Here is a 25,588-nt window from a genome sequence, read left to right as displayed (position 1 = left end):
CGGCCGGTGGCCGGTCACGGGGTGAATCGTTCGAGGTCGCGGCCGAAGCGGCGGATCTCCTCGGCGCGCGCCCAGTCCGGGGCGGGTACCGCCACCACGGGCACGCGCGCGCGGCTGACGCAGTAGCGGGTCACATGCCCGCCGCCGATGCCGAAGCGACCGCGCGGGGGGCTGCCCACGACGAGAAGGTCGCTCTCCCGGCAGGCGTGGTCGACCAGCACCTGGCCGGCGTACCCCTGCTCGGCGACGATCCGTACCGGGACGTCCCGGGGCAGGCCACCCAGCGCCGCGTCGAACGCCTCCCGCACGTACGCGTGTGCCGCGCGAACCAGATCCTCCTGCCACAGCCAGGGCATGGTGCCCGGCCGCCAGACCGGCACGAAGGCCCACGCACGTACCGCGTGCAGACACGCGTTCTCGCGTTGGGCCAGGCGTACGGCGGTGCGCAGGGCCTGCAGGCCGCAGAAGGAGCGGTCGACCCCGACGACGACGCGCCGGGTGTTCGCGGGTCGGTTCATGCCGATGCCGCCAGGCTCGTCGGGGTGGCGGCGGAGAGGTCGAGGGGGCGCAGGATGCTGAGCGAGACGACGACTTCGGCGCCACCTCGCCGACGCAGGTCGGCCACGGCGCGGTGCAGCACGGTGAGGCTGTCGGCGGAGAGTCGTACGACGGCGTCGAGGTCCGCCGCCATCCACCAGGCGGCCACCGCGCACGGCTCGCTCCGCAGGTACTCCAGCAGATGGCTGCCGGGGGTGGTGGCGGTCAGCCGTACGCCGATCAGCGCCTCGTGCCGCCGTTCGGGCTCGTCGGCCGGCAGCACGTCGACCGAAACCGGTTCGCGATCCTGCCGCCTCGACCATCGTGAGTGCATGTCGTCATCGTGACGCGCCGTCCGCCGGCCGCACCCGTCTCCATGCGGCGATTTGACGAGGTACGGGTGTTTCTTGACGCGCCGTTCACGCCTGTGTGAGACGAGGTCGTCCGGTCCCAGGTATGGACGCCGCGGGCGCGGGTACGGCCGGTCGGAGGCAGGTCCGGCGACCCGGAGGAGTCCGACCATGGTCAGCGTGACGAGGCAGATGCTCGAGGCGTACCCGAAGTCGATCAACCTGGACCGCGCGAAGCTCGCCGCGGTTATCGACACGATCAACTCGTGCGCCCAGGCCTGCACGGCCTGTGCGGACGCCTGTCTGAGCGACGACTCGGTGGCCGAACTGACCAAGTGTGCGCGGACCGACCTGGACTGCGCGGACGTCTGCACCACCACCGCGCGAGTGCTGTCCCGACACACCGGCTACGACGCGAATGTGACGCGGAGCCTCCTGGAGGCGTGCGTGACGGTCTGCCGAGCCTGCGGTGACGAGTGTGCCCGGCACTCCGCCATGCACGAGCACTGCCGGATCTGCGCCGAGATCTGCCGGGAGTGCGAGCGCGCCTGCCGGGACCTGCTGGCGACGATCAGCTGAGGTACGACCGCCGGCCGCCCAGGTGGCACCCGGGCGGCCGGCGGGATGACGTGTCAGCGCTTGGCCTTCTGCTTCGCTTCCTGCGGTTTCATGCCCTTGTCGGCCATCTTCATGGCGTCCTTCAGCTGACTCTCCGTCATCTTGGAGTTGCCCTCGATGCCCATCTTGTGAGCCTGCTGACGCATTTCATGCAGTTGCTCTCGGCCGGTCATCTCAGCCTCCATCCGTGCGACGAGCGCGAGGCTCGGCCTCGCGCCGGGCAACCGCACGATTTCCCGGCGCCGGCGAGCACAAACCGGCCCGCGATCAGGGCGCCTGTCGTCTGCGCCGCCGGTTCCGCTGGTCGATCTTGTGGTCGGTGGTGACGCTGATCTGCCCGTCGGACTCGATCCGCGCCTCCCGCACCTTCGAGATGTCGTCGACGCCCTGCTCGCGCAGCAGTTGGTGAAGCTCCTCGTCGCTGATCAGTTCCCGGCGCATGTTCCGGTGCAGGATCTGCCCGTTGCGTACCAGGATCAGTGAGCTGGGCCGGATCACCCGGGCCGCCGCCGGCCAGCTGTAGGCGATTGCGTCCAGCAGGTACGACCAGCCGATGATCACCGCGACCAGCAGCACGCCGTCGGTGATGGACGTGTAGTTGCCCGACATGCCGTTCTGGGCGGCGTCGGCGAGCAGCACGATGACCAGCAGGTCGGTGACGCCGGTGGTGCCGCTCTCCCGCTTGAGGATGACGCGGAGCAGCCCGAACAGCACCAGGTACATCACGCTGCCACGGATGACCGTCTCCAGCAGTGGCGTGCTCGGAACGAACAGCCGGCCCCAGTCGGTCACGGGTACGCCTACCCGGCCGCCACGGTGCCATTCCTCGGCATGGTCCGGCGTCGACGGAATCGGCACCGGATTGTCGTTTCGACCGTTTCGAACTGGGCAGGTGTGAGGATCGGAGCAGCGGCGGCGAAGGGAGCGGATCGTGGTCGACCGGATCGCCGACCCGTGGGGTCCCCGGACCCCGTACGGGTCGGGACAGGAATGGCCGGTACGGGTGGACACCTTCCTCGACGGTGACCTGCGCGCGGAGGATGTGGACCGATGGGTCCAGTCGGCGTCGATACTCCACTCGAACGGCGACGCGCTCGACATCGCGGTGCGCGACGGCCGGATCGTGGGCGTGCGCGGCCGGGCGGTGGACCGGGTCAACCGGGGGCGGGTCGATCCGAAGGATCTCTACGGCTGGCAGGCCAACAACAGTCCCGACCGGCTGACCCGTCCGCTCGTCCGCGAGGGCGGCCGCCTGGTGGAGACCGACTGGGACACCGCCATGGGACGGATCGTCGCCCGGTCGAAGGAGCTGCTCGAAGGGCCCGGCGGATGGGGCCACTTCGGCTTCTACACGTCCGGGCAGCTCTTCCTCGAGGAGTACTACACGCTGGGTGTCATCGGGAAGGCGGGTCTCGGCACGCCGCACATGGACGGCAACACCCGGCTCTGCACGGCGACCTCGGCGGCGGCGCTGAAGGCGACGTTCGGCGCGGACGGGCAGCCCGGTTCGTACGCGGACGTGGACCACTGCGACGCGATCGCGATCTGGGGCCACAACGTCGCGGAGACCCAGACGGTGCTCTGGATGCGGATGCTGGACCGCCGCCGGGGCCCCAACCCACCGGCGCTGCTCGCCGTCGACCCGCGTTCCACCGCCGTGACCCGCGAGGCGGACCTGCATCTCCCGATCCGCAACGGCACCAACATCGCGCTGCTGAACGGCCTGCTGCGGGAAATCATCCAGCACGGCTGGTACGACGAGGCGTACGTGGCCGCGCACACCCTGGGCTTCGACGAGCTGTGCCGCACGGTCGACGGCTACCCGCCGGAGCGGGTGGCGGACATCTGCGACATACCCGCCGCCGACGTGCGCCGCGCCGCCGAACTCCTCGGCGGCTCGCAGCGCCTTCTCTCCACCGTGCTCCAGGGCTTCTACCAGTCCAACCAGGCCACCGCGGCCTCCTGCCAGGTCAACAACCTGCATCTGATCCGGGGAATGATCGGCCGACCGGGTGCCGGCATCTACCAGATGAACGGCCAGCCGACCGCGCAGAACACCCGGGAGACCGGCGCGGACGGTGACCTGCCCGGCCTGCGCAACTGGGACAACCCCGAGCACATCGCCGAGCTGGCCCGGTTGTGGAACGTCGAGCCCGAGATCATCCCGCACTGGGCGCCGCCGACGCACGCCATGCAGATCTTCCGGTACGCCGAACAGGGCTCGATCAAGCTGCTCTGGATCAGCGCCACCAACCCGGCCGTCTCCCTGCCCGACCTGTCCCGAATCCGGCGCATCCTGCGCCAGTCCGGGTTGTTCGTGGTGGTGCAGGACCTCTTCCTGACCGAGACGGCGGAGCTCGCCGACGTCGTGCTGCCCGCCGCCACCTGGGGTGAGAAGACCGGCACCTTCACCAACGTGGACCGGACGGTGCACCTCAGCGATAAGGCGGTCGACCCGCCCGGCGAGGCTCGCGCGGACCTGGACATCTTCCTGGACTACGCGCGGCGGATGGACTTTCGTGACCGGGACGGCCGGCCGCTCATCAAGTGGACGACGCCGGAGGAGGCGTTCGAGGCGTGGAAGGAGTGCTCGCGGGGCCGGCCGTGCGACTACACCGGTCTCAGCTACGACCGGCTGCGCGGCGGCAGCGGCATCCAGTGGCCGTGCAACGACGCCAACCCGGACGGCACGGAACGGCTCTACGCCGACGCGGTCTTCCCCACCGACCCCGAGGTGTGCGAGACCTACGGCCAGGACCTGGACACCGGCGCGGAGTTCCTCGCCGACGAATACCGGGCGAAGCAGCCGGGCGGGCGGGCGTTCCTGCACGCGGTCGAGTACCGCCCGTCGCCGGAGGTGCCCGACGAGGAGTACCCGATGCTGCTCACCACCGGCCGCACCGTCTACCAGTTCCACACCCGTACGAAGACCGGTCGCGCGCCGCAGTTGAACTCCGCCGCACCCGATGTCTGGGTGGAGCTCAACCCGGCCGACGCCGGACGGCTCGGCATCGCCGAAGGCGACCTGGTCGGTATCGCCTCGCCCCGTGGCGCCGTGCAGGCCCGGGCGCGGCTCAGCGGCATCCGTCCCGGTGTGGTCTTCCTGCCGTTCCACTACGGCTGGTTCGACCAGGACCCGGCCGACCGTACGCCGCGAGCCGCCAACGAGCTGACGATCACCGCCTGGGATCCGGTCTCCAAACAGCCGCTCTTCAAGGTCGCCGCGGTGGCCGTGACCCGGCTCGCCGACGGCGGCGGCGCCCCGGCGCCGGCACCGACCGTGGGCGGCAGCGCGCCGGCCGTGGCCCGCGTACCGGCCACGGTGGGTGGGCCGGCGGCCGAGGCGACCAGCCGCACCGGAGGGGAGTGAGCCATGCACCTCGCGCACTATCTCGGCCTGCTGCACCGGGCCCAGGCCAACCTCGCGGACGCGCTCCGGCAGGTTGGTGCCGCCCACCGGGACGAGCCGGACGTCTACCACCTCTGCCGGCAGCAGGCGGAGCGCTGCGACGAGTACGCCGAGTTGCTGCAGCCGTTCGCCGCCCGGTACGCCGAGGAGGCGCCCACCGAGCCGGACCGGCTGCACTCGAACCTGTTCGGGGGTGCCCGTACCGGCGGGATCGGGTTGCTACGCGACCTGCAGGACCTCTACCTGATGGCCGCCGAGTGCGACATCTGCTGGACGGTGGTGGGGCAGGCCGCGTACGGCGCCCGCGACCGGGACCTGCTCGCGGTCGTCCAGCGCTGCGAGGGCGGGACCGCCATGCAGCTCAAGTGGCTCCGTAGCCGGATGAAGCAGGCAGCTCCACAGGCGCTCGTGGTGGCCGACTGATCCCGCCGCCCCTCCGTCACGCCGGGCGACGACGAGCCCCCCGGCCGCGGCTTAACACCGGCGGGCGTGTTGCTATAGCGTCAGCGGTGTGATTGTCGAGCAGCACTGGTGGAACGGTGACCGGACCGTGCGCGGGCGCCGGGACGTGTACATCCGCACCGATGGGCAGCGCTGGGAGGTCCAGGCCCAGATCGGTGGTGAATCCGGCCGTTCCCGGGTGCAGGAATGCCCCAGTCGGGCTGCGGCCACCATCCTGGCCGATGCGTGGCGCGGCAACCATCCGGCCTGGCGAGAGCTGCCCCACTGATCGGGTGCCGACCTGGTCACGCTGCGTCAGTGCGGGTTGCCTGCGGTGAGTCGGAGCGTGAAGCCGGCCGGGCCGCGGTGCAGGCTCACGTGGTTGCAGGACTGGTAGGTGATCCACAGCCCGAGGCCGCCGGTCGCACCGTCGCCGGCCGGGAGCAGCCCGGCGAACGGGTCCTTCGGGCCGTCCCCGCCGTCGCTGACGGCTGCCACGATCCGGTCCGGGCCGGCCCAGAGGCGTAGCCGGACCGGCGGACGTCCGTGTCGCAGCGCGTTGGTGACGGTTTCACTCACCGCGACGATCAGGTCGTCCACGTCGTCCGGCGGCAGTACGCGACGGTCGACCGCCTGCACGGCGGCGCGGGCCTGCGCCGCCGTGGGGTCGGTCAGCTCGATCAGCGGCGGGGTGTCCTGGAGCGGGTCGGCCGGCGCGGCGCACTCCTCGCGCAGGTAGACCGTCGGCTCGGTGTACGTGGGGCTGGGCACGTGCCCGTCGCCCGGGGTCGCGAACCGGGGGTGGGTACGAGCCACCTCGTCGAGCACGTGTGGCGGTGTGCGCCGGTTGTCGTACGCGCACATGCTCCAGAGTGGGAAGTCGTCGTACGCGTGGTTGATCGCCGACTCGTACCGGGCCCACCAGTCCCAGGTCGCCCCGAACGCGATCTGCGGCAGCTCGCCGATGATCCGGATCTGGCCCGCACCGGCGGCCACCTGGTCTGCCAGCAGCTGCCGGTAGGAGCGGATCGCGGCGGTGGGCCGGGCGTAGACGCTGCCGCCGGTGAGGAATTCGACGCCCGACCCGGCGGGCAGGGCGGCCCGGATCAGCCCTCCGGTGCGCTCGCCGAAGGCGACGAACGTGGGTTCGCCCGCCGTGACCCCGCCGAGCAGGAACGGCACCGCGACGGCGAGCAGTTCCTCGTCGGAGTCGTAGCGGACCGCCTCGTGGAAGTAGCCGTGGCGGTCGGCGGCGGCGCCCGTTCTCATCGGGCCACCTCCACCGTGAGGCCGGGCAGGTCGAGCAGGGCGGTGAGGCGTGCCGCGGCGGCCCGCGGGGAGCGCAGCACCACGGCGGCGTCCCGCTGGCGGGCGTACTCGCGCAGCCGCAGTAGCGCCCGGTGGTCGACGAAGCGCAGGCGGGACGCCTCCAGCACCAGTCGGCCGCCGACCGGTCGCAGGTCGGCCCGCTCCAGGGCGGTGCCGAAGAGATCTTCGGCGCTCTCGTCGAGCTCACCGGCCAGCTCGACCCGGTGGCCGGTCGCGTCGTGGGCGTACAGCTGGAACGGGGTCTCGGCGACGTTCGTCTCCGGGTGCAGGCAGGCCAGCTCGGCCGCGGCACGGCCGTCGATCTCCCGCCGGTCGTACACGCACATCGCGTGGAAGGGCCGGGCGCGCATGTACCGGTCGATCAGGTGCTCGTAGCGGGTGAACGCGTCGAGCTGCGCCGGGGTGCGGACCAGCGGCGTGGCCTCGGCGACCACCCGCAGCCCGCGGTGACCGGCGGCGAGGGCGTCCTCGGTGGCCGCCGCGTACGCCCGCACCTGGGCCGGGCCGTCCACGACGGCGCCGGTGCGGTAGGTGTCGCCCAGCGACACCACTTCGAGCGATCCGCGGTCCAGCGCGTCGCGCAGCGCCGGTGTGGCGGAGAGTTTCGCGACGACCGGCTCGGCGCGGCCGGCGGCGACATACCAGAGCCGTTCGCCGACGGCGAGCCCGGCGGTGAGGAACCTGCGGGCCGCTCGGTCGAGTGCGGCCGGGTCGTCGTAGACCCAGCAGACGTGCCCGTACGGCGTCGGAGGCGCCATCTCGCTGCTCACGTTCGGCGCCTCATGCCGGCAGTTTAGGCCCATCTGCCCGGTCACGGCGCCTCGGCGGGGCAGCGCTGGCGCAGTCGCTCGATCACCGCCGCGCCGGCCTCGTCGAAGGCGTCGAGCTGAGCCGGGCTGAGCGCGTCGAAGAACAGTTCACGCACCATGGCCGCATGCGCCTGCGCGGCGGCGCGGACGCTGGTCAGGCCGGCGTCGGTGATCCGGACCGTGGCGGCCCGGCCGTCCTCCAGGCATTCGTCCCGGACGACCAGGCCGCGCTGCTCCATCCGGCGGATCTGGTGGGCGAGTCGGCTCTTCTCCCACTGGAGCTCCTCGCGGAGTTCGCGGGATCGCAGCGCCTGCCGCGGTGCCTCGGCGAGCGCGGCGAGCACCTGGAAGTCGGGCTCGGAGATGCCCGCGTCCCGCTGAAGATGCTGGTTCAGAGCGAGCGAGAGCTGGTCGTGCATCCGGTGGAAGGCACGCCAGACCTGGTACTCGCGCCCGTCGAGCCGGCTACCGGATCCGCCCATCCGACCAGCGTAATTCGCGTTCGGGTGGCCCGGCCCGAGCGTGCGGTCGGGCCGCCCGGAGATGACCGGGATCACACGCGGGTCGGCGGCCCGCGCCGTATTCTGGTTGACGCATCAACCTTTGGGGGGCAGTCGTGTCAGGTAACTACGGTCACCGCCTCGAGTTCGGCACACTCGTCACGCCGGTGAACGCGTCGCCCGACAACCCGGTGGCGCTCGCGCGCCGCAGCGAGGCGCTCGGCTACGACCTGGTCACCTTCGCCGACGATCCCGACCAGCCGGCCCACCTGGACACGTGGACGCTGCTCGCCTGGGTCGCCGGGCGGACCGACCGGATCCACCTCGCCGCGAACGTGCTCACCGTCCCGCTGCGGTCCCCGGCCGTGATCGCCCGCTCCGCCGCCAGCCTGGACCTGCTCTCCGGCGGCCGGCTGGAACTCGCCCTCGGTGCCGGTGACCGCGGCCCCGACGGCCTGGCGGCCGTCGCGGCCAGGGGCGGTGCCCGGCTCGACCCGCGCGCGGCGGTGGACGCGCTCGGCGAGTCGGTCGACGTCGTCCGGGCCGTGCTGGACGCCGGCGATCCGGACCCGGTCCACTACGACGGCGAGCACCACCGCCTCGACGGCGCGCCGCGCGGCCCGCTGCCGGCCCACCACATCCCGATCTGGCTCGGCGGAACCGACCCCCGGCTGCTGCGGCTGGTCGGCGCGAAGGCCGACGGATGGCTCGGCACGCTCGATCCGGCCGAACCGGACGCCGTCCGGACCAGCAACAAGATCATCGACGAGGCGGCCCGGGAGGCGGGGCGCGACCCGGCCGAGATCCGCCGGCTGCTGAACGTCACCGGACGCTTCGCCGCCACCCGGCAGGGTTTCCTGCACGGGCCGGCCACCGGCTGGGTCGATGACCTGCTGCCACTGGTCGTCGAGAACGGCGTCGGGACGATCGTCCTGACGACCGACGACATGGCGACCATGGAACGGTTCGCGCGGGAGGTGGCGCCGGCACTACGGGAGGCGGCCGACCGGGCACTGCCCGCCCCGCTGCCACGCACCGCCCAGCGCGGCCGCGCGGTCCGCGTCAAGCGGCGTCCGGGCATCGCGTACGACGAGGTGCCCGCCTCCCTGGCCGACCGCGCCGTGGAGCCCGGCGACATCGACTACGCCAAGGTGAGGTCGAACTACCTGCGCGGCGGCGCGCCCGGTCTCGTCCTGCGCCCGCGCACCCCCGCCGAGGTGGCCGACGCGCTCACCTTCGCCCGGGCGCACCGGCACCTGCCGCTCGGTATCCGCAGCGGCGGGCACGGCATCAGCGGGCGGTCGACCAACGACGGCGGCATCGTCATCGACGTCGGCGGGATCAACGGCATCGAGGTGCTCGACGAGGACGCCCGCCTGGTCCGGATCGGCCCGGGTGCGCGTTGGATGGACGTCGCCGCGGCGCTGGCCCCGCACGGCTGGGCGCTCACCTCCGGCGACTACGGCGGAGTCGGCGTGGGCGGACTGGCCACCGCCGGTGGCGTCGGCTGGCTGGCGCGTAAGCACGGGCTCACCATCGACCACCTCCGCGCGGTCGAGCTGGTGCTCGCCGACGGCCGTGTGGTGCGGGCCAGCGAGACCGAGAACGCCGACCTCTTCTGGGCGGTACGCGGCGCCGGTGCCAACTTCGGGGTGGTGACCGCCTTCGAGTTCGAGGCGGACGAGGTCGGACCGGTCGGCTGGGCCCAGTTCGCGTTGGACGCCGGTGACCCCGCCGGGCTCCTGACCCGCTGGGGCGCCGCGGTGGAGGCCGCGCCACGCGACCTGACCAGCGCGATAATCATGGGGCCGCCCCGGATGGGCCAACCGGCCGTGGCGCAGGTGATGGCGATGGTCGACTCCGACGACCCCGCGACGATCGTGGCGCAGCTCCAACCGGTCGCCGACGTCGCGCCCGGCTACGACCAGCAGGTCGTCATCACCTCGTACGCCTCGGTGATGGCCAACGCGAGCGACGCACCGCACCAGGCCCAGGGGGAACCGATCTCCCGCACCGGCCTGATCGAGCACCTGACCCCCGAGTTCGCGGCGGCCGCCGCCCGCCTGCTGGCCAGCGGTGTCGTCTACTTCTTCCACATCCGCTCGATCGGCGGCGCGGTCACCGACGTCGATCCGGACGCGATGGCGTGGAGTCACCGGAACGCCAACTTCCACGTGACCGCGTTCGGGCGGCACCGGGCCCGGCTCGACGCGCTCTGGGACGGCCTGCTCGCCGAGCACCTGCGCGGCACCTACCTCAGCTTCGAGACCGACCTGCGGCCGGAGCGTCTCGCCGAGGCGTTCCCGCCCCGCACGCTGGCCCGGCTGCGCACGTTGAAAGAGCGCTACGACCCGGACGGCCTCTTCCGCGACAACTTCGCCATCACACCCGACACCGCATCGAGGACGACGCCATGACCGACTACGGGCACGACCTACTGTTCGGCACCTTCACCACGCCCACCGTGCAACCCGTCCGGCAGGCCGTCGACCTGGCCGTGGTCGCCGACCGCGCCGGGCTGGACCTGGTCACCTTCCAGGACCACCCGTACCAGCCTCGGTTCCACGACACCTGGACGCTGCTGAGTTACGTGGCCGCACGCACCGAGCGCGTCCATCTCAGCGCCAACGTGCTCAACCTGCCGCTGCGGCCGCCCGCGGTGACCGCACGCAGCGCGGCCAGCCTGGACCTGCTCAGCGGTGGACGGTTCGAGCTGGGCATCGGCGCGGGCGCGTTCTGGGACGCCATCGAGGCGATGGGTGGCCGGCGGCTGAGCCCCGGCCAGGCGATCACGGCGCTGGAGGAGGCGATCCAGATCATCCGTGAGGTGTGGGCGGCCGACAAGCCGGGCGGCGTACGCCTGGACGGCGAGTACTACCGAGTGAACGGGGCCAAGCGGGGTCCCGCCCCGGCGCACGACGTGAACGTGTGGATAGGCGCGTACAAGCCGCGGATGCTGCGCCTGGTCGGGCGGGTGGCCGACGGCTGGCTGCCGTCGCTGCCGTACTTCCAGGGTGGGCCGGCCGACCTGGTGGCCATGAACGAGCGGATCGACGAGGCCGCCGCGGCCGCGGGCCGCGAGCCGACGCAGATCCGGCGGCTGCTCAACATCTCCGGCGAGTTCGCATCCACCGGCCGGTCGCTGCTCAACGGCCCGCCGGAGCAGTGGGCGGAGGACCTCGCCGGCCTGACCCTGGAGTACGGGGTGAGCGCCTTCATCCTGATGGCCGACGATCCGGCCACGATCGAACTCTTCGCCGCCGAGGTCGCCCCGGCCACCCGGCAGCTGGTCGCCGAGGAGCGTGCCCGCGCCGGCCGCTGACGGAACCGCGCCGGACTCACCCGTCGGTCGCCTCGACGACGGCGAGCCGCCCGCGCAGGTGCTTCCGCTCCGGCTCGGTGCCGGCCAGGGCGAGCGCCTCCCGGTAGGCGGCGGCCGCCTCCGCGTGCCGGCCGATCCGGTGCAGCAGCGCGGCCCGGGCGGCGGGGTAGGGGTGGTAGCCGCGCAGCTGTGCCTCGCCGGCCAGTTCGTCCAGCAGCGCGAGGCCGGCGTCCGGGCCGTCCCGCATCGCGACCGCCACGGCCCGGTTCAGGGCCACCACCGGCGAGGGTGTCAACGCCAGGAGCAGGTCGTAGAGCGCCACCACCTGCGGCCAGTCGGTGGACGCCTCGTCGGCGGCCTCGTCGTGCAGCGCGGCTATCGCGGCCTGCACCCCGTACGGGCCGGGCGCGCCGCCGGTCAGCGCGACGAGCACCAGAGAGCGTCCTTCGGCGATCATGTCGTGGTCCCACCGGGTGCGGTCCTGGGCGTCGAGGAGCACCAGGTCACCGTCGGGTCCGATCCGGGCGTCCCGCCGGGCGTGGACGAGCAGCATGAGCCCGAGCAACCCGGCGACCTCCCGTTCGGCGGGAAGCAGCCGGCGCAGGATCCGGGCCAGCCGGATGGCCTCCTCGGCGAGGTCGAGCCGCTGGAGCCGCGGACCGGAGCTGGCGGCGTACCCCTCAGTGAAGATCGAGTAGACCGCCTGGAGTACGCCGGGCAGGCGCCCCGGAAGCTCATCCGGCCGGGGCACCCGGAACGGGATACGGGCCTGGGAGATCTTCCGCTTCGCGCGGACGAGCCGTTGGGCCATGGTCGCCGTCGGCACGAGGTACGCGCGGGCGACCTCGGGTGTGGCCAGTCCGGCCAGGTAGCGCAGGGTCAACGCGCCCCGGTCCGCGGCCGGCAGCGCCGGGTGGGCGCAGGTGAAGAAGAGCCGCAATCGCTCGTCGGGAAGACCGTCGTCGCCGCTCACCGGGACAATCACGTCGCGCTCCGCCTCGGCCGCGATGAGCGCCAAGCGGGCCGCGTACGCCTGGTCGCGGCGGAGCCGGTCGACGGCCCGTCGGCGGGCGGTGGTGAGCAGCCAGGCACCGGGCCGGTCCGGTACGCCGTCGACCGGCCAGTGCACCAGAGCCGCCTCGATCGCCTCGGAGGCGACGTCCTCGGCGAGGTCGAGATCGCCGAAGCGGTGCACCAGGGCGGCGAGCAGCCAGCCGTGCTCCTCGCGGAACACCGCCTCGACCGAGTCGCGCGTGCCGGCTGCCTGCTCGTCCACTCCGGTCTGTCTCAGAACTCGCCGATCGGTCGGACCTCGACAGCCCCGTTGCCACGCGATCCGGGGCAGCGGGCGGCCCAGTCCACGGCGACGTCGAGATCGGGCACGTCGATGACGTAGTAGCCGCCGAGCACCTCCCGCGACTCGGCGAACGGCCCGTCCGTGACGGCCCGCTCGCCGCTGTCGGTGACGTGCACGGTGGTGGCGGTCGTCAGGTCGGCCAGCGAGTGGCCGGAGACCCAGATCCCTGCCTCTTTCACCGTCTTGTCGAAGGCCATCCAGTCCTCGACGCCGCACGGGTCCGTCGCGTCCGCGGATCCGCTGTAGATCAGCAGCATGTACTTCATGTTCGACTCCTGTCGTCTCTCCGGCTGCCTTACGTTCTGACGACGAACGGGACCAGCGCGAATCGACACGCCCCACAGAGAATTCTCGACCCGTGTCGCTGAATTCTCGGCCGGTGTCGCTGTAGCCCCGCCGCATGGACCACCTCGTCACTCTGGGTGAGGTGACGGAGCGTCGCTGCGCACGGGACTCGGCCCCACCCCCTCCTCGACGCTTTGCTCTGCACTCACCGACGCACCACCGCGCTGAGCTGCTGAAATGAGGGAAGGGCTCCGGGTCGGCGCGGAGTCGGCTGTCACGCAGAGTGCTCGGTGCGTAGAGGGGTGCAGAGCAAAGGAGTCGGGGAGGGTACCGGCCGGAGCTTGCGTTGCGACGTTACGTAACCAGCGACGGTCGAGTCGACGCGGGCCAGCCCGCACGCGCCGACCGTGAGCCGCAGGGTGGCGCCGTTACCGGGCCAGCAGCGCGCGCAGCGCCTCGACGACCTCGGCCGGTGCCTCCTCCGCCATGAAGTGGCCGCAGGAGACGGTGCGGTGCACCAGGTCCGGCGCCCACGCGCGCCACAGCTGCGCCGCGTCGTAACCGAGGGCCGCGCCCCAGTCCTGCTGGAGGACGGTCACCGGCATCCGCAGCCGGTTCCCGGCGGCCCGGTCGGCCCGGTCGTGCGTGACATCCACCCCGGCCGAGGCCCGGTAGTCGGCCACGATCGAGCTGACCGCTGCCCGGGACGCCGCGAGGTACGCGGCCCGCACGTCGGCGGGGATCGCCTCCGGATCACGGGTCCAGATGTCCAGGAAGTGCCCGAAGAAGGCGTCCGGGCTTCCGCTGATCAGCTGCTCGGGCAGCCCGGGCGGCTGGGCCATGAGATACAGGTGGAAGCCGACGGCGGCGGTGGTGCCGTGCAGGACGTCCCACATGTCCAGGGTGGGCAGCACGTCGAGTGCGGCGAGGTGGGTGACCGCGTCCGGGTGGTCGAGACCGGCCCGGACAGCGACCAGCGCGCCCCGGTCGTGGCCGGCCAGGGCGAACCGGTCGTGCCCCAGTGCCCGGGCGAGCGCCACGACGTCGGCCGCCATCGTCCGCTTGGCGTACCGCTCGCCGTCGGTGTCGGCGGGCTTGTCGCTGGCGCCGTAGCCGCGCAGGTCGGGGCAGATCACCGTGTGGTCCGCGGCCAGGTCGGCGGCGACGTGCCGCCACATGAGGTGAGTCTGCGGGAAGCCGTGCAGCAGAACGACCGGGCTGCCCGATCCGCCCACGGCCGCCTGGAGCGTCACGCCGTCGGCGACGGTGACGCGCTGGTAGTCGAAGCCCTCGATCTCCACGTAGAACCTTTCGGTGCCGGAGGTTCCGGGCTGGGCCGTGAGGCCACGCCCGGCGTTACGCGTCGAGCCTGCGCCCGGGTGATCAGTAACCGATCAGCGTCGGATGAGTGGCGTGCGGTCCGGCGGGTCTGCCTAGATTGGGGCCATGAGCAGCCAGCCGGACCGGCCCGCGGTGACGTTCGGCGTGCTCGGGGCGGTACGGGCCGACGACGCCCGGGGCGCGGTGCCGCTGCGCGGTGCCCGCCAGCGCGCCGTGCTGGCCCGGCTGCTGGTCGCCCGAGCGCGGGTGGTGCCGGTCGACCGGCTGGTCGACGCCCTGTGGGAGGAGCCGCCGGTAGGTGCGGTGGCCGCCCTGCGGACCTTCGTCGCCGACCTGCGCCGCGCCCTGGAGCCCGACCGGCCGCCGCGCCGGCCGCCCCGCCTGCTGGTGACCGCGCCGCCCGGGTACGCGCTGCATCCGGCACCGGACGCCGTGGACGCCTGGCGGTTCGAGGCGGCGCTCAGCGAGTCGGCGGACTTGCTCACCGCCGGTGAGCCCGGCGAGGCACTGGCCCGCCTCGACGACGCGCTCGCCCTGTGGCGCGGCCCCGCCTACGCCGAGTACGCCGACCGGAGCTGGGCCCGCGCCGAGATCGACCGGCTGGACGAGCTGCGGTTGCTGGCCGTCGAGCGGCGGGCCGAGTCCCTGCTGTCCGCCGGTCGCGCCGCCGAGGCCGCCTCCGATCTGCGGGCGCACGTCGCCGACCAGCCGCTGCGTGAGGACGCCTGGCGGCTGCTGGCCCTCGCCCTGTACCGCGCGGACCGGCAGGGGGACGCGCTGGCCGCGCTGCGCCGCGCGCGGGAGACGCTGGTGGCGCGGCTCGGCGTCGACCCCGGCCCCCGGCTGCGGCAGCTGGAGACCGACATCCTCGCCCAGGCGCCGCACCTCACGGCCCCGGCTACTCCCGCCGCGCACCTCGCGGCCCCGGCTACCCCCGCCGCGCGCGTCACCGCCCCGGGGGCCGGCGGGCTCAACGGCGGTGTGGGACGGCACCCGCTCGTCGGGCGGGACGAGGAACTGGCCCGCGTGCGGCAGGCGGCCGAACGGGTCACCCGAGGGGGCCCACCTGTCCTGGCACTGGTCTCCGGGGACGCGGGTGCCGGCAAGTCGGCGCTCGCCGAGGCGCTCACCGGCGAGCTGGCGCCGGTCGGCTGGGTCACGGCGTGGGGTCGCAGCCCCGAGTACGACGGCGCCCCGGTGGCCTGGCCGTGGCGGCAGATCGCCGACCAGCTGGGCGCGGCGACCGGAACCGCGCCGCCCACCGCCGACGCGGAGGTCTCCGAGGGCACCGGGAGCGATCCGGCCGTGGCCCGGTTCCGCCTGCACCGGGCCGCCGCGGCGCAGCTCACCGGGGTCGCGCGTCGCGGGCCGGTGCTGCTCGTGCTGGACGACCTGCACCGGGCGGACGAGGGCACCCTCGATCTGCTCTCCGCGCTGCTCACCGAACCCGAGCCCGTCACCGGCCCGGTGCTGGTGGTGGGCACCTACCGGGCCAGCGAGATCACCCCGGAGCTGACCGCGGCGTTGGCCCGGTTGGCCCGGATCGAACCCCTCCGCGTCTACCTGGGCGGGCTCGCCGAACCGGCGACCGGCGAACTCGCCCGGGCAGTGGTCGGGCGGGACCTGGACGAGGCCGACGTGCGGGCGATCCACCGTCGTAGCGGCGGCAACCCGTTCTTCGTACGGGAGCTGGCCCGGCTCCTCGCGGCGGAGGGAGACGCCGCGCTGGAACGGGTGCCGGCCGGGGTGCGGGATGTCATCCGGCACCGGCTCACCAGGCTTCCCGCCGCGGCGCAGGACGTGCTGCGGCAGGCCGCGGTCCTCGGCCGGGACGTCGATCCGGAGGTGCTGGCCGCGCTCACGGATGGCGACGCGACGCTGCTCGACGCGCTGGACCGGGCGTTGGCTGCCGGGTTCCTCACCGAGGAGGACGGCGAGCTGCGGTTCACGCACGTCCTGGTCCGGGACACCCTCTACGGCGACCTGTCCGCGCCGCGACGGGCCCACTGGCACACCGTTGCCGGTGAGGCGATCGAGCGGTTGCACCCGGACGACGTGGTGACCCTCGCCCATCACTTCGGCCGGGCGGGCACCCGGGCCACCGCCGCACGTGCGGCCCGTTACGCCCGCGCCGCCGCCGAGCAGGCCGAACACCGCGCCCATCCGCACCAGGCGGCCCGGTTGTGGCAGCAAGCGGTCGACGCCCACGACCGAGCGGGCGACGGTGACGTGCGCGGGCGGCTGACCGCGGTGATGGGCCTCGGCCGGGCGCTGGCCGTGACCGGGCACCTGGACCGTACCCGGCGCTACCGCGCCGAGGCGATCGGCACGGCCGAGTCGCTCGACGACCCGGCTCTGGTCGCGGCCGTGCTCACCGCCTTCGACGTGCCGGCGGTGTGGACCCGCAACGACGACGAGGAGCTCTCCCACCGGATCGTCGTGGCCGCCGACCGGACCCTGGCCATGATCGGCGCGGACGACCCGGAGCTGCGCAGTCGCCTGCTCAGCACGCTCGCGCTGGAGCTGCGCGGGACCACCGGCGACCGTGGACGCGAAGCGGCCGTCGAGGCGGAGACGATCGCGCGGCGGCTGCGTCGACCAGCGTTGCTGGCGTTCGCGCTGAACGCCCGCTTCATGCACACCTTCGAGCGGACCGGCCTCGCCCCCGAGCGCGTGCGCCTCGGCGCGGAGCTGGTCGACCTGGCGGCCCGGCACGATTTGGTGACCTTCGAGGTGCTCGGCCACCTCGTCGTGCTCCAGGCCAGCTGCGCGCTGGCCGACCTCGCCGCCGCCGACGCGGCCGCGACCGCCGCCGACCGGCTCGCCGCCCGGCACGATCTGCCCTTGGTGGGCGTCTTCACCGGGTGGTACGAAGCGCTGCGTCTCGCCCTGCTGGGGCGTGCTGCCGAGGCGGAGGTCGCCTACCGGCGGGCGGCGGCCCGGACCCCCGCAGCGGGAATGCCCGGCATGGCGCAGGGTCTGCTGCCGTTCGCGCTGCTGTCGTTGCGCTTGGTCGACACGTCCCCGAGCGCGCCGGTGCGGGTGCCCGGCGACGGAACGGACCTGGGTCCGTACGAGCCGTGGGTGCGGGCGCTGGAGCTGGCCGCCGCCGGGCGTCGCGACGAGGCCGTCGCCGCGCTGCGCGGGCTGCCCGAATCGCCGTACGACCTGCTCCGGGAGGCGCGGCTCTGTCTCACCGCCCGGGCCGCGCTCGCCACCGGCGACGAGCAGGCGATGCGGTACGCGTACGCCGAGCTGCTCCCCGCCGCGGCCGAGCTGGGCGGAGCGGGCAGCGGTGTGCTCAGCCTCGGCCCGGTGGCCCGGCACCTGGCCGACCTGGCCACCGCGCTCGGCCGGGACGACGAGGCCACCGCGCACGACCGGACGGCGAGTGCGCTCGCCGCGCGCCTCGTGGGGGCCTCGTGACGGACGCGGGGTACCCCGGGCCGCGGTGGCCCGGGGTACCCGCCTCGGCTCAGGACTTCCGGAGCCAGAAGGTCAGACCCAGCGACTCGTCGGTGAACGGTGACGCGTCGGCCCAGCCCGGCTCGCCCTCGGCGCAGTCGGTCGCCAGCACCTCCTCGGCCACCAGCTCACGGTGCTCGCGCAGGGCCAGCGCGGTCTCCTCCCGGTCCGCGCGGTAACGCAGCTCGATCCGGTCGGTCACCTCCAGGCCGCTGCTCTTGCGCGCCTCCTGGATCTGCCGGATCGCGTCCCGGGCGACACCGGCCCGGCGCAGCTCCGGGGTGAGGTGCAGGTCGAGCGCCAGCGTCGCGCCGGCGTCGCTGGCCACCGCCCAACCCTCCCGCGGGGTCTCGGTGACGACCACCTCGTCCGGGCCGAGCGTCACCGTCTCCTCACCGACCTGGACGGTGGCCGACCCGGTGTCGCGCAGCGACTCCTTCAGCGCGGCCGCGTCGGCCGCCGCGATCGCCTTGGCCACCTGCTGCACCGTCTTGCCGAACCGCTTGCCCAGCGTCCGGAAGTTGGCCTTCGCTGTGGTGTCCACGAGCGACGCGCCGGCCCCACCGACCGGGTCGACCGACCCGATGTTGAGTTCGGCGGCGATCTCCGCCAGCAGCTCCGGCGAGAGCTCCTCGAAGCCGCCCGCCGAGGCCAGCGCCCGCGACAGCGGCTGCCGGACCTTCATGCCGGAGTCGGCGCGGGCCGCCCGGCCCAGCTCCACCAGCCGCCGGGCGAGCGCCATCTGCCGGGACAGTGACGGATCGATCAGCGACTCGTCGGCGACCGGGTACGGAGCGAGGTGGACCGACTGCGGCGCCTCCGGGTTCACCGGCGTGACCATGTCCTGCCAGACCCGCTCGGTGATGAACGGGGTGAGCGGCGCGAGCAGCAGGGTGACCGTGGTCAACGCCTCGTGCAGGGTGGCGAGCGCCGCCCGGTCACCGCGCCAGAAGCGTCGCCGGCTGCGCCGCACGTACCAGTTCGACATGTCGTCCACGAACGTGGCGAGCAGCCGGCCGGCCTGGTGTGTGTCGAAATCGGCCATCGCGGCGTCGACCTGCTGGACCAGCGTGTTCAGTTCGGACAGCAGCCAACGGTCGAGTACCGGCCGGTCGGCCGGCGCCGGGTCCCCGGCCGACGGGGTCCACCCGGCGGTACGGCCGTAGAGCGACTGGAAGGCGACCGTGTTCCAGTAGGTCAGCAGGGTCTTGCGGACGACCTCCTGCAGGGCGGTGTGCCCGACCCGCCGGGCGGACCAGGGCGAGCCGACGGCGGCCATGAACCAGCGCACCGCGTCCGCGCCGTGCTGCTCCAGCAGCGGGATCGGCTCGAGGATGTTGCCCAGGTGCTTGGACATCTTGCGGCCGTCCTCGGCGAGGATGTGGCCCAGGCAGACGACGGTCTCGTACGGGGAACGGTCGAACACCAGCGTGCCGATGGCCATCAGGGTGTAGAACCAGCCACGGGTCTGGTCGATCGCCTCGGAGATGAACTGCGCCGGGTAGAGCTGCTCGAACAGCTCCTTGTTGCGGTAGGGGTAGCCGAACTGGGCGAACGGCATCGACCCGGAGTCGTACCAGGCGTCGATGACCTCGGGAACCCGGTGGGCGGTCTTGCCGCAGTGGCAGGCGAAGGTGACGTCGTCGATGAACGGCCGGTGCGGGTCGAGCCCGGTCACGTCCGTGCCGGTCAGCTCGCTGAGTTCGGTCAGCGAGCCCACGCAGGTCAGGTGGTCGTCGGGGCAGCGCCAGATGGGCAGCGGGGTGCCCCAGTAGCGCCGCCGGGAGAGCGCCCAGTCGACGTTGTTGTTGAGCCAGTCGCCGTAGCGGCCGTGCTTGACCGTGGCGGGGTGCCAGGTGGTCCGCTCGTTCTCCCGCAGCAGCGCGTCGCGGACGGCGGTGGTCCGCACGTACCAGGACGGCTGGGCGTAGTAGATCAGCGCGGTGTGGCAGCGCCAGCAGTGCGGGTACGTGTGCTCGTACGGGACGTTCTTGAAGAGCAGCCCCCGCAGCTGGAGGTCCTCGATCAGGGGTCGATCGGCCTCCTTGAAGAAACGACCGCCGACCAGCGGGATGTCCGGCTCGAAGCGCCCGTTCGACTGCACGGGGTTCACCATCGGCAGTCCGTACGTCCGGGCGGTGGCCAGGTCGTCCGCGCCGAACGCCGGCGCCTGGTGGACGAGGCCGGTGCCGCTGTCCGTGGTCACGTACGACGCGAGGACGACGTAGTGCGCGTCGGGCACCTCGACGAGGTCGAACGGCGGCCGGTAGGTCCACCGCTCCAGCTCCTTGCCCTTGAACGACTCGCCGGTGAGCTCCCAGCCGTCGCCCAGCGCGTACGCCAGCAGCGGCTCGGCGACCACGAGCTGCTCGTTGCCGTCACTGGCGACCACGTACCGCACGTCGGGGTGGACCGCCACCGCGACGTTCGACGGCAGCGTCCACGGGGTGGTCGTCCAGACCAGCAGGGCGGCCCGGCCGGCCAGCGGGCCCGAGGTGAGCGGGAACCGGACGAAGACCGACGGGTCGACGACCGTCTCGTAGCCCTGGGCGAGCTCGTGGTCGGAGAGGCCGGTCTCGTCGCGCGGGCACCACGGGGCGACCCGGAAGTCCTCGACCAGCAGGCCCTTGTCGAAGATCTGTTTCAACGACCACCAGACGGACTCGATGTACTCCGGGTCCATGGTCCGGTACGCGTCGTCCATGTCGACCCAGTAGCCCATGCGCTCGGTGAGCTCTGCGAACGCGTCGGTGTGCCGGGTCACCGATTCGCGGCAGCGGGCGTTGAACTCGGCGATGCCGAACTTCTCGATGTCCTGCTTGCCGGAGAAGCCGAGTTCGCGTTCGACGGCGAGTTCGACGGGCAGCCCGTGGCAGTCCCAGCCGGCCTTGCGGGCGACGTGGAAGCCCTTCATGGTCTTGTAGCGGGGGAAGACGTCCTTGAAGACGCGCGCCTCGATGTGGTGGGCGCCGGGCATGCCGTTGGCGGTCGGCGGACCCTCGTAGAAGACCCACTCGGGCCGGCCCGCGGACTGCTCCAGGCTGCGCTTGAAGACGCTGTTGGCGTGCCAGAAGTGCAAAACCTGGTGGTCGAGGTCGGGCAGATCGACCTGCGTCGGTACGCTGCGGTACATCGCTCCTCCGTCGGCGCGTGTGGGAAAGCTCCGCCGGAGGGACGAGGCCGGGGCCCCGCGGTACCACCCTCCTTGGCCGGTGTCCGGCCCTCTCGTTTCGGGTGCGGTCGGGTCTACTCGGCCTCGCGGCCTTTCTTCCGACGGCTCCGGGGTGATCTTCCCGCCGCGCACGCCTCCGGGCTTCCACCATCCCCGGATCGCTACTGGCTGCGTGCGACGGTACTCGTCCCCATCTGCGCCTTCCGGGCCCATCCTATCCCAGCCTGGTGTGGCCCCACGACCATGATGCCGCGGCCCGAGGCGTGCCGGCGGTGGTTCAGTGCGGCGCGGAAGCGGTGGGAAAGCGGTCGATGTTCTCCTCGACCCAGCCGCGCAGGAGGGCCAGGGGGCCGCACGCGTCCCGGCCGAGCGGGGTGAGTGAGTATTCCACGTGCAGCGGCACGGAGGGGTAGACCGTTCGGTCGACCAGGCCATGTTCCTCGAGCCGGCGCAGCGTGTGGGTGAGAACCTTCGGGCTGACCCCCTGGAGGCGGGTGCGGATCGCGCCGAAGCGCTGCGGCCCGTTCTCGAGCGCGCCCAGGGCCAGGGCGCTCCACTTGTTGGCGAGCAGGTCGAGCATGTCACGGCAGGGGCAGGCCGCCGAGTAGACGTCGCGCGGGCCGCAGCCATCGATTCGAGCGGAGGTCATGCCGCCTATGGTACCCAAAGGGAACCAACATCCCTTGACGGTAACTATCCACCTCTGGATAGCGTCCAAGGCATGAACGATCTGATGCGAGCGGTGGGCTACCGCAGGAGCCTGCCGATCACCGATCCGGAGAGTCTGATGGACGCCGAGATCCCGGTGCCCACGCCCGGACCGCACGACCTGCTGGTCCGGGTAGAGGCGGTGTCGGTCAACCCGGTGGACGTCAAGGTGCGCGCCGGCAACGATCCCGGCGGCGAGCTGAAGGTGCTCGGCTACGACGCGGCCGGCGTGGTCGTCGCCGTGGGTGAGCGGGTCGGCAGGTTCGCGGTCGGCGACGAGGTCTGGTACGCGGGCTCGATCGGCCGGCCCGGCACCAACGCCCAGTTCCACACCGTCGACGAGCACGTGGTCGGGCACAAGCCGAAGACACTCGGCTTCGCCGAGGCGGCGGCGCTACCACTCACCACGATCACCGCGTGGGAGACGTTGTTCGATCGCTTCCGGTTGGCGAAAGGCGCTACCGGAGCACTGCTCGTGGTGGGCGGCGCCGGTGGCGTCGGGTCGATGGCGGTGCAGCTCGCGCGGGCGTTGACCGACCTGACCGTGATCGGGACGGCCTCGCGGCCCGAGTCACGGCAGTGGGTCAGCGAACTCGGTGCCCACCACGTGGTCGACCATCACGACCTCGTCGACTCGGTCCGCGCCGTCGCTCCGGGCGGCGTCGATTATCTGATCAGCGCCTTCACGGCTGGCAACGTCGAGCGGTACGCGGAGATCGTCCGCCCCGGCGGCCAGATCACGGCGATCGACGATCCGAAAGAACTGGACGTGCTGCCGTTGAAGGCGAAGAGCATTGCCTGGCACTGGGAGTTCATGTTCACCCGACCGCTGTTCCAGCCGGCCGACCCTGGCCAGCACGAGCTGCTGGAGGAGGTGGCGCGCCTGGTGGAAGCCGGTTCGCTTCGTACCACCCTGACCCAGCGGCTCGGCCCGATCAACGCAGAGAATCTGCGCCGGGCGCACGAACTCGTCGAGACCTCCGCCACCGTCGGCAAGGTGGTCGTCGCCGGCTTCTGACGGTCGGGCTCGGCCGTGTCCGGCCGTGGACGGCCGTCGGGGTCCACGGTCGGCGCTCGGTCGGCGGGTCACGTCGCGGGGCTTGCTCGGTCATCCTGTCGAACAGGATGTCCGAGCAAGTGGACCGGTGGTCGCGCCGGGGCGCATAGGATCTGGCCATGCCTTCGATCACGCGACGACGCTCCGGTGCCGCCGACCGGCGTCTCACCGTCGAGGCGCGGATCCTCGCCACCACCGAGCGCCTGCTCGCGGAGGGGGAGAGCTTCACGGAGCTCGGGGTGCAGCGCATCGCCCAGGAGGCGGGCGTCGCGCGATCGACCTTCTACATGCACTTCGCCGACAAGACGCAGCTGCTGCTGCGGCTCGCCGAGTCGTTTACCGAGGCCGCATTCGGGGTCGCCGGGGAGTGGGAGCCGGCGAAGGTGGGCGCCCCGGCCGGCGACTCGGTAGGGCTGGACGCGCTGGTGAGCGGCTTCCGGGAGATCATCGCCATCTACCGCCAGCACAGCGGAGTGCTCGCCGCGATCAACGAGGTGTCCGGTTACGAGCCGGCTGTCCGCCGGTTCTGGCGGGCGCGGCTCGACCAGTTCCTGACGCGTACCGTCCACGTGCTCGAGGAGGAGCAGCGGGCCGGGCGGGCGCCGCGGGACGTCGACACAGCCGCCGCGAGCCGTCTGATCGTGATCGGCGGCGAGCGCTTCCTCTCCGACCACGTCGCTACCGACGACGGCAGCGGTGACGAGGCCGCCGCCCTCGAGCTGGCGAACACCTGGTGGTACGGCGTCTATCGGCGCCCCGCTGGGTAGGAGCCGCCGGTCGGCTGACCGCGGGTCGCCGAGCCACGAAACGTGACGCGATCCCCATGCGGGGCCCCTTCGAGGGCGGGTCCGCACGGGGGTCGCTCTCTTTGTGCCGCGCACCGACAATGTGATTTGTCTTGACAAGAAAAGTTGTCGGTGAGAGAGTCAAGGCATGTTCGACATCGCAGTGATCGAGGACGCGGCGGCGGCCGAGGTGTCGCTGGACCCGATGCGGGCCCGGCTACTGGCGGCCCTCGCCGAGCCGGCCTCGGCGACGATGCTCGCCGCCCGGGTCGGCCTGCCCCGGCAGAAGGTCAACTACCACCTCCGCGCGCTCGAGCAGCACGGCCTCATCGAGCTGGTGGAGGAGCGCCGCAAGGGCAACGTCACCGAGCGGATCATGCAGGCCACCGCCACGTCGTACGTCATCTCGCCGGCGGCGCTGGCCGCGGTGCGACCCGACCCGGCGGAGGCGCCGGACCGGTTGTCGGCGCGGTGGCTGCTCGCGCTCGCGGCCCGCCTAGTACAGGACGTCGGCTCGCTGATCACCGGCGCCGACCGAGCGAAGAAGCGGGTCGCGACGTTCGCCGTGGACGCCAACGTGCGGTTCGCCTCGGCGACCGACCGGGCCGCGTTCGCCGAAGAGTTGGCGGCCACGATCGGCGCACTGGTCGCCCGCTACCACGACGAGAACGCCCCCGGCGGCCGCGAGCACCGGGTGGTGCTCGCCCTGCACCCCAGCGCCGACCCAACCAGCCGCGACGCATCCGAGGAGTCCTGACATGACCGCCACGACCAGCCCGATCGCCGTCCGCACCCGACCGGCCACCCGTACCGTCAGTGCCACCACCCGGCGTCGCCGCCAGCGCGCCCTGGGAGTGGGTGGCGCGGTGGTCGCGAACAGCCTGCTCTACCTGGCCGGTCGGGCCGTCGGCACCGACTTCACCCTCACCGACCCGGGAGCGACGCAGTCGCACCAGCTGATCCTGCCGGAGATCGCCGCGTTCAGCCTGGTCTTCGCGTTGCTCGGCTGGGGGTCGCTCGCGCTGCTTGAGCGGTTCACCCGGCACGCGCGGACCGTCTGGGGCGTACTGGCCGGCACCGTGCTGCTGGCGTCCTTCGTCCCGGTCTTCATCGAGCAGGCCACGGTGGACACCCGGGTCATGCTCTGCGTACTCCACGTCGTGGTGGCCGTGGCGCTGCTGCCGATGCTGCGCCGACGGGCGGTCGCTCGCTGACTCCTTCCCCGGCGGTCCAGCACTGCCCGCTGACTCCTGCCCGGCCGGGCCAGCACTGCCGTGGCCGGCACTCTCCGACCCGGATTCCGCACACCTACCGAAAGGTCCACCGTGATGGGACACCACTTCGAGCTTCAGAAGGACATCGAGCTGGCGGCCACCCCGGAGCAGGTCTGGGAGGCGATCGCCACCGGTCCCGGCCTCGACTCCTGGTTCATGGGGCGCAGTGAGGTCGAGCCGCGCGAAGGCGGCCGCAGCAGCCTCACCATGGCCGGTCACACCGAGGAGGCGACGGTCACCGCCTGGGAGCCGGGCACGCGGTTCGCGAATCGGACCGTGCCCGGACCGGACGGCAGCTTCCTGGCCATGGAGTACCTCATCGAGGGGCGTGGCCAGGGAAGCGCCGTGCTGCGGCTGGTGCAGAGCGGGGTGCTCGGCGACAACTGGGAGACCGAGTACGAGGCGATGAAGGCCGGTTGGGACATGTACCTCGGCACGTTGGCCGCGTACCTCGCCCATTTTCCCGGCCGGACCGGAGCGCCGGTCGCGGCGTTCCGTCCCCAGGCGGGCACGCCCGACCAGGTCTGGGCGGCGGTGGCCGGCGCCTTCGGGCTCGCCGGCCCGATCGAGGAGGGGCAGCGCGTCCGACTCACCGTCGACGGGCTGCCGCCGATCGACGGGGTGGTCGACCTCGCCGGCCTGCCGACCTACGTCGGTGTCCGCACCGACGACGCCCTCTACCGCTTCCTGCACTCCGGCATCGACCGGGGCAACGTCCTGGTTCTCGGCCACCACCTCTACGACGCCGACCAGGACCCGGCCCAGGCCGAGCAGGCCTGGCAGGCGTGGGCCGACAAGCTACCGATCGCCTGACGACCTGTGGTACGCC

24 protein-coding genes are annotated in these 25,588 nt (G+C 72.6%); 12 read left to right on the top strand and 12 right to left on the bottom strand.

The features are described 5' to 3' along the window. Positions 1–14 precede the first annotated feature (14 nt). Together AB0F98_RS24945 and AB0F98_RS24940 are read right to left on the bottom strand one after the other, a co-directional pair. Positions 15–518: a universal stress protein gene (locus AB0F98_RS24945; RefSeq protein ID WP_357739615.1), complete on the bottom strand. Its 504-nt coding sequence runs from the start codon at positions 516–518 to the stop codon at positions 15–17. Continuing rightward, positions 515–871, bottom strand: a complete 357-nt coding sequence (locus tag AB0F98_RS24940) for a hypothetical protein (protein WP_357739612.1) — start codon at positions 869–871, stop codon at positions 515–517. The genes AB0F98_RS24945 and AB0F98_RS24940 overlap by 4 nt, the downstream gene beginning before the upstream one ends. A gap of 196 nt (positions 872–1,067) precedes the next feature. Between AB0F98_RS24940 and AB0F98_RS24935 the strand changes: the two genes are divergently transcribed. Beyond that, complete coding sequence (locus AB0F98_RS24935; RefSeq protein ID WP_357739609.1) at positions 1,068–1,466, top strand: four-helix bundle copper-binding protein; 399 nt, start codon at positions 1,068–1,070, stop codon at positions 1,464–1,466. A 53-nt stretch (positions 1,467–1,519) separates the two neighbouring features. Here AB0F98_RS24935 and AB0F98_RS24930 read toward each other — a convergent pair whose 3' ends face one another. After that, entirely contained in the window at positions 1,520–1,678 is a 159-nt protein-coding gene (locus tag AB0F98_RS24930) for a hypothetical protein (protein ID WP_357739606.1), read from the bottom strand. 94 nt (positions 1,679–1,772) lie between these two features. Continuing rightward, positions 1,773–2,297: a YetF domain-containing protein gene (locus tag AB0F98_RS24925; protein WP_357739603.1), complete on the bottom strand. Its 525-nt coding sequence runs from the start codon at positions 2,295–2,297 to the stop codon at positions 1,773–1,775. A 139-nt stretch (positions 2,298–2,436) separates the two neighbouring features. Between AB0F98_RS24925 and AB0F98_RS24920 the strand changes: the two genes are divergently transcribed. From AB0F98_RS24920 to AB0F98_RS24910, 3 genes are all read left to right on the top strand, one after another. Next, positions 2,437–4,875 (top strand): nitrate reductase, encoded by a 2,439-nt coding sequence (locus AB0F98_RS24920; protein ID WP_357739600.1) that lies wholly within the window; start codon positions 2,437–2,439, stop codon positions 4,873–4,875. Between the two features lie 3 nt (positions 4,876–4,878). After that, the gene (locus tag AB0F98_RS24915; protein WP_357739597.1) at positions 4,879–5,337 is read left to right on the top strand and encodes a hypothetical protein; all 459 of its coding nucleotides are present in this window, start codon (positions 4,879–4,881) and stop codon (positions 5,335–5,337) included. 88 nt (positions 5,338–5,425) lie between these two features. Next, complete coding sequence (locus AB0F98_RS24910; protein WP_076470692.1) at positions 5,426–5,644, top strand: hypothetical protein; 219 nt, start codon at positions 5,426–5,428, stop codon at positions 5,642–5,644. A 26-nt stretch (positions 5,645–5,670) separates the two neighbouring features. Here AB0F98_RS24910 and AB0F98_RS24905 read toward each other — a convergent pair whose 3' ends face one another. Genes AB0F98_RS24905 through AB0F98_RS24895 form a run of 3 tightly spaced genes read right to left on the bottom strand, consistent with a single transcriptional unit; the run spans position 5,671 to position 7,975 of the window. Further along, complete coding sequence (locus AB0F98_RS24905; protein ID WP_357739594.1) at positions 5,671–6,624, bottom strand: sensor histidine kinase; 954 nt, start codon at positions 6,622–6,624, stop codon at positions 5,671–5,673. After that, positions 6,621–7,454 (bottom strand): MEDS domain-containing protein, encoded by an 834-nt coding sequence (locus AB0F98_RS24900; RefSeq protein WP_357739591.1) that lies wholly within the window; start codon positions 7,452–7,454, stop codon positions 6,621–6,623. The genes AB0F98_RS24905 and AB0F98_RS24900 overlap by 4 nt, the downstream gene beginning before the upstream one ends. A 41-nt stretch (positions 7,455–7,495) precedes the next feature. After that, positions 7,496–7,975, bottom strand: a complete 480-nt coding sequence (locus AB0F98_RS24895; RefSeq protein ID WP_357739589.1) for a MarR family winged helix-turn-helix transcriptional regulator — start codon at positions 7,973–7,975, stop codon at positions 7,496–7,498. 134 nt (positions 7,976–8,109) lie between these two features. On the opposite strand from AB0F98_RS24895, the gene AB0F98_RS24890 reads away from it, so the two are divergent. Together AB0F98_RS24890 and AB0F98_RS24885 are read left to right on the top strand one after the other, a co-directional pair. Continuing rightward, entirely contained in the window at positions 8,110–10,410 is a 2,301-nt protein-coding gene (locus AB0F98_RS24890; protein ID WP_357739587.1) for an LLM class flavin-dependent oxidoreductase, read from the top strand. Further along, entirely contained in the window at positions 10,407–11,315 is a 909-nt protein-coding gene (locus tag AB0F98_RS24885) for an LLM class flavin-dependent oxidoreductase (protein WP_357739584.1), read from the top strand. Before AB0F98_RS24890 ends, AB0F98_RS24885 begins: the two co-directional genes overlap by 4 nt. Before the next feature lie 16 nt (positions 11,316–11,331). Here the strand turns inward: AB0F98_RS24885 and AB0F98_RS24880 are convergent, their stop codons facing one another. The 3 genes from AB0F98_RS24880 to AB0F98_RS24870 form a co-directional block, all read right to left on the bottom strand. Continuing rightward, a complete protein-coding gene (locus AB0F98_RS24880) occupies positions 11,332–12,591 on the bottom strand; it encodes a DUF6596 domain-containing protein (RefSeq protein WP_357739581.1) in 1,260 nt (419 codons plus the stop codon). 11 nt (positions 12,592–12,602) lie between these two features. Next, a complete protein-coding gene (locus AB0F98_RS24875) occupies positions 12,603–12,938 on the bottom strand; it encodes a YciI family protein (protein ID WP_350791469.1) in 336 nt (111 codons plus the stop codon). Between the two features lie 447 nt (positions 12,939–13,385). Continuing rightward, the gene (locus tag AB0F98_RS24870; protein WP_357739576.1) at positions 13,386–14,258 is read right to left on the bottom strand and encodes an alpha/beta hydrolase; all 873 of its coding nucleotides are present in this window, start codon (positions 14,256–14,258) and stop codon (positions 13,386–13,388) included. 145 nt (positions 14,259–14,403) lie between these two features. On the opposite strand from AB0F98_RS24870, the gene AB0F98_RS24865 reads away from it, so the two are divergent. Beyond that, entirely contained in the window at positions 14,404–17,724 is a 3,321-nt protein-coding gene (locus AB0F98_RS24865) for a BTAD domain-containing putative transcriptional regulator (RefSeq protein ID WP_357739573.1), read from the top strand. 49 nt (positions 17,725–17,773) lie between these two features. Here the strand turns inward: AB0F98_RS24865 and ileS are convergent, their stop codons facing one another. Next, positions 17,774–20,896, bottom strand: coding sequence for an isoleucine--tRNA ligase (gene ileS / locus AB0F98_RS24860; RefSeq protein WP_357739570.1), 3,123 nt, complete (start codon positions 20,894–20,896; stop codon positions 17,774–17,776). 316 nt (positions 20,897–21,212) lie between these two features. Further along, positions 21,213–21,584, bottom strand: a complete 372-nt coding sequence (locus tag AB0F98_RS24855) for a helix-turn-helix domain-containing protein (RefSeq protein WP_357739567.1) — start codon at positions 21,582–21,584, stop codon at positions 21,213–21,215. 72 nt (positions 21,585–21,656) lie between these two features. Here AB0F98_RS24855 and AB0F98_RS24850 point away from each other — a divergent pair, with 72 nt between their 5' ends. The 5 genes from AB0F98_RS24850 to AB0F98_RS24830 all read left to right on the top strand — a co-directional run bounded on the left by AB0F98_RS24850 (position 21,657) and on the right by AB0F98_RS24830 (position 25,572). Beyond that, complete coding sequence (locus AB0F98_RS24850; protein ID WP_357739564.1) at positions 21,657–22,661, top strand: zinc-binding alcohol dehydrogenase family protein; 1,005 nt, start codon at positions 21,657–21,659, stop codon at positions 22,659–22,661. 158 nt (positions 22,662–22,819) lie between these two features. Continuing rightward, on the top strand, positions 22,820–23,467 hold the full coding sequence (locus AB0F98_RS24845) for a helix-turn-helix domain-containing protein (protein WP_357739561.1): 648 nt from the start codon (positions 22,820–22,822) through the stop codon (positions 23,465–23,467). Positions 23,468–23,633: 166 nt separating this feature from the next. Beyond that, the gene (locus AB0F98_RS24840) at positions 23,634–24,242 is read left to right on the top strand and encodes a helix-turn-helix domain-containing protein (RefSeq protein ID WP_357739558.1); all 609 of its coding nucleotides are present in this window, start codon (positions 23,634–23,636) and stop codon (positions 24,240–24,242) included. A 1-nt stretch (position 24,243) separates the two neighbouring features. Continuing rightward, positions 24,244–24,699 (top strand): DUF6069 family protein, encoded by a 456-nt coding sequence (locus tag AB0F98_RS24835; RefSeq protein WP_357739555.1) that lies wholly within the window; start codon positions 24,244–24,246, stop codon positions 24,697–24,699. Between the two features lie 114 nt (positions 24,700–24,813). Beyond that, the gene (locus AB0F98_RS24830) at positions 24,814–25,572 is read left to right on the top strand and encodes an SRPBCC domain-containing protein (RefSeq protein WP_357739552.1); all 759 of its coding nucleotides are present in this window, start codon (positions 24,814–24,816) and stop codon (positions 25,570–25,572) included. Positions 25,573–25,588: the final 16 nt, after the last annotated feature.

Origin of the sequence: Micromonospora sp. NPDC023737 (genome assembly GCF_040639715.1) — a bacterium.
Taxonomy (GTDB): Bacteria; Actinomycetota; Actinomycetes; order Mycobacteriales; family Micromonosporaceae; genus Micromonospora.
This window is presented reverse-complemented; position numbering and strand designations above follow the sequence as displayed.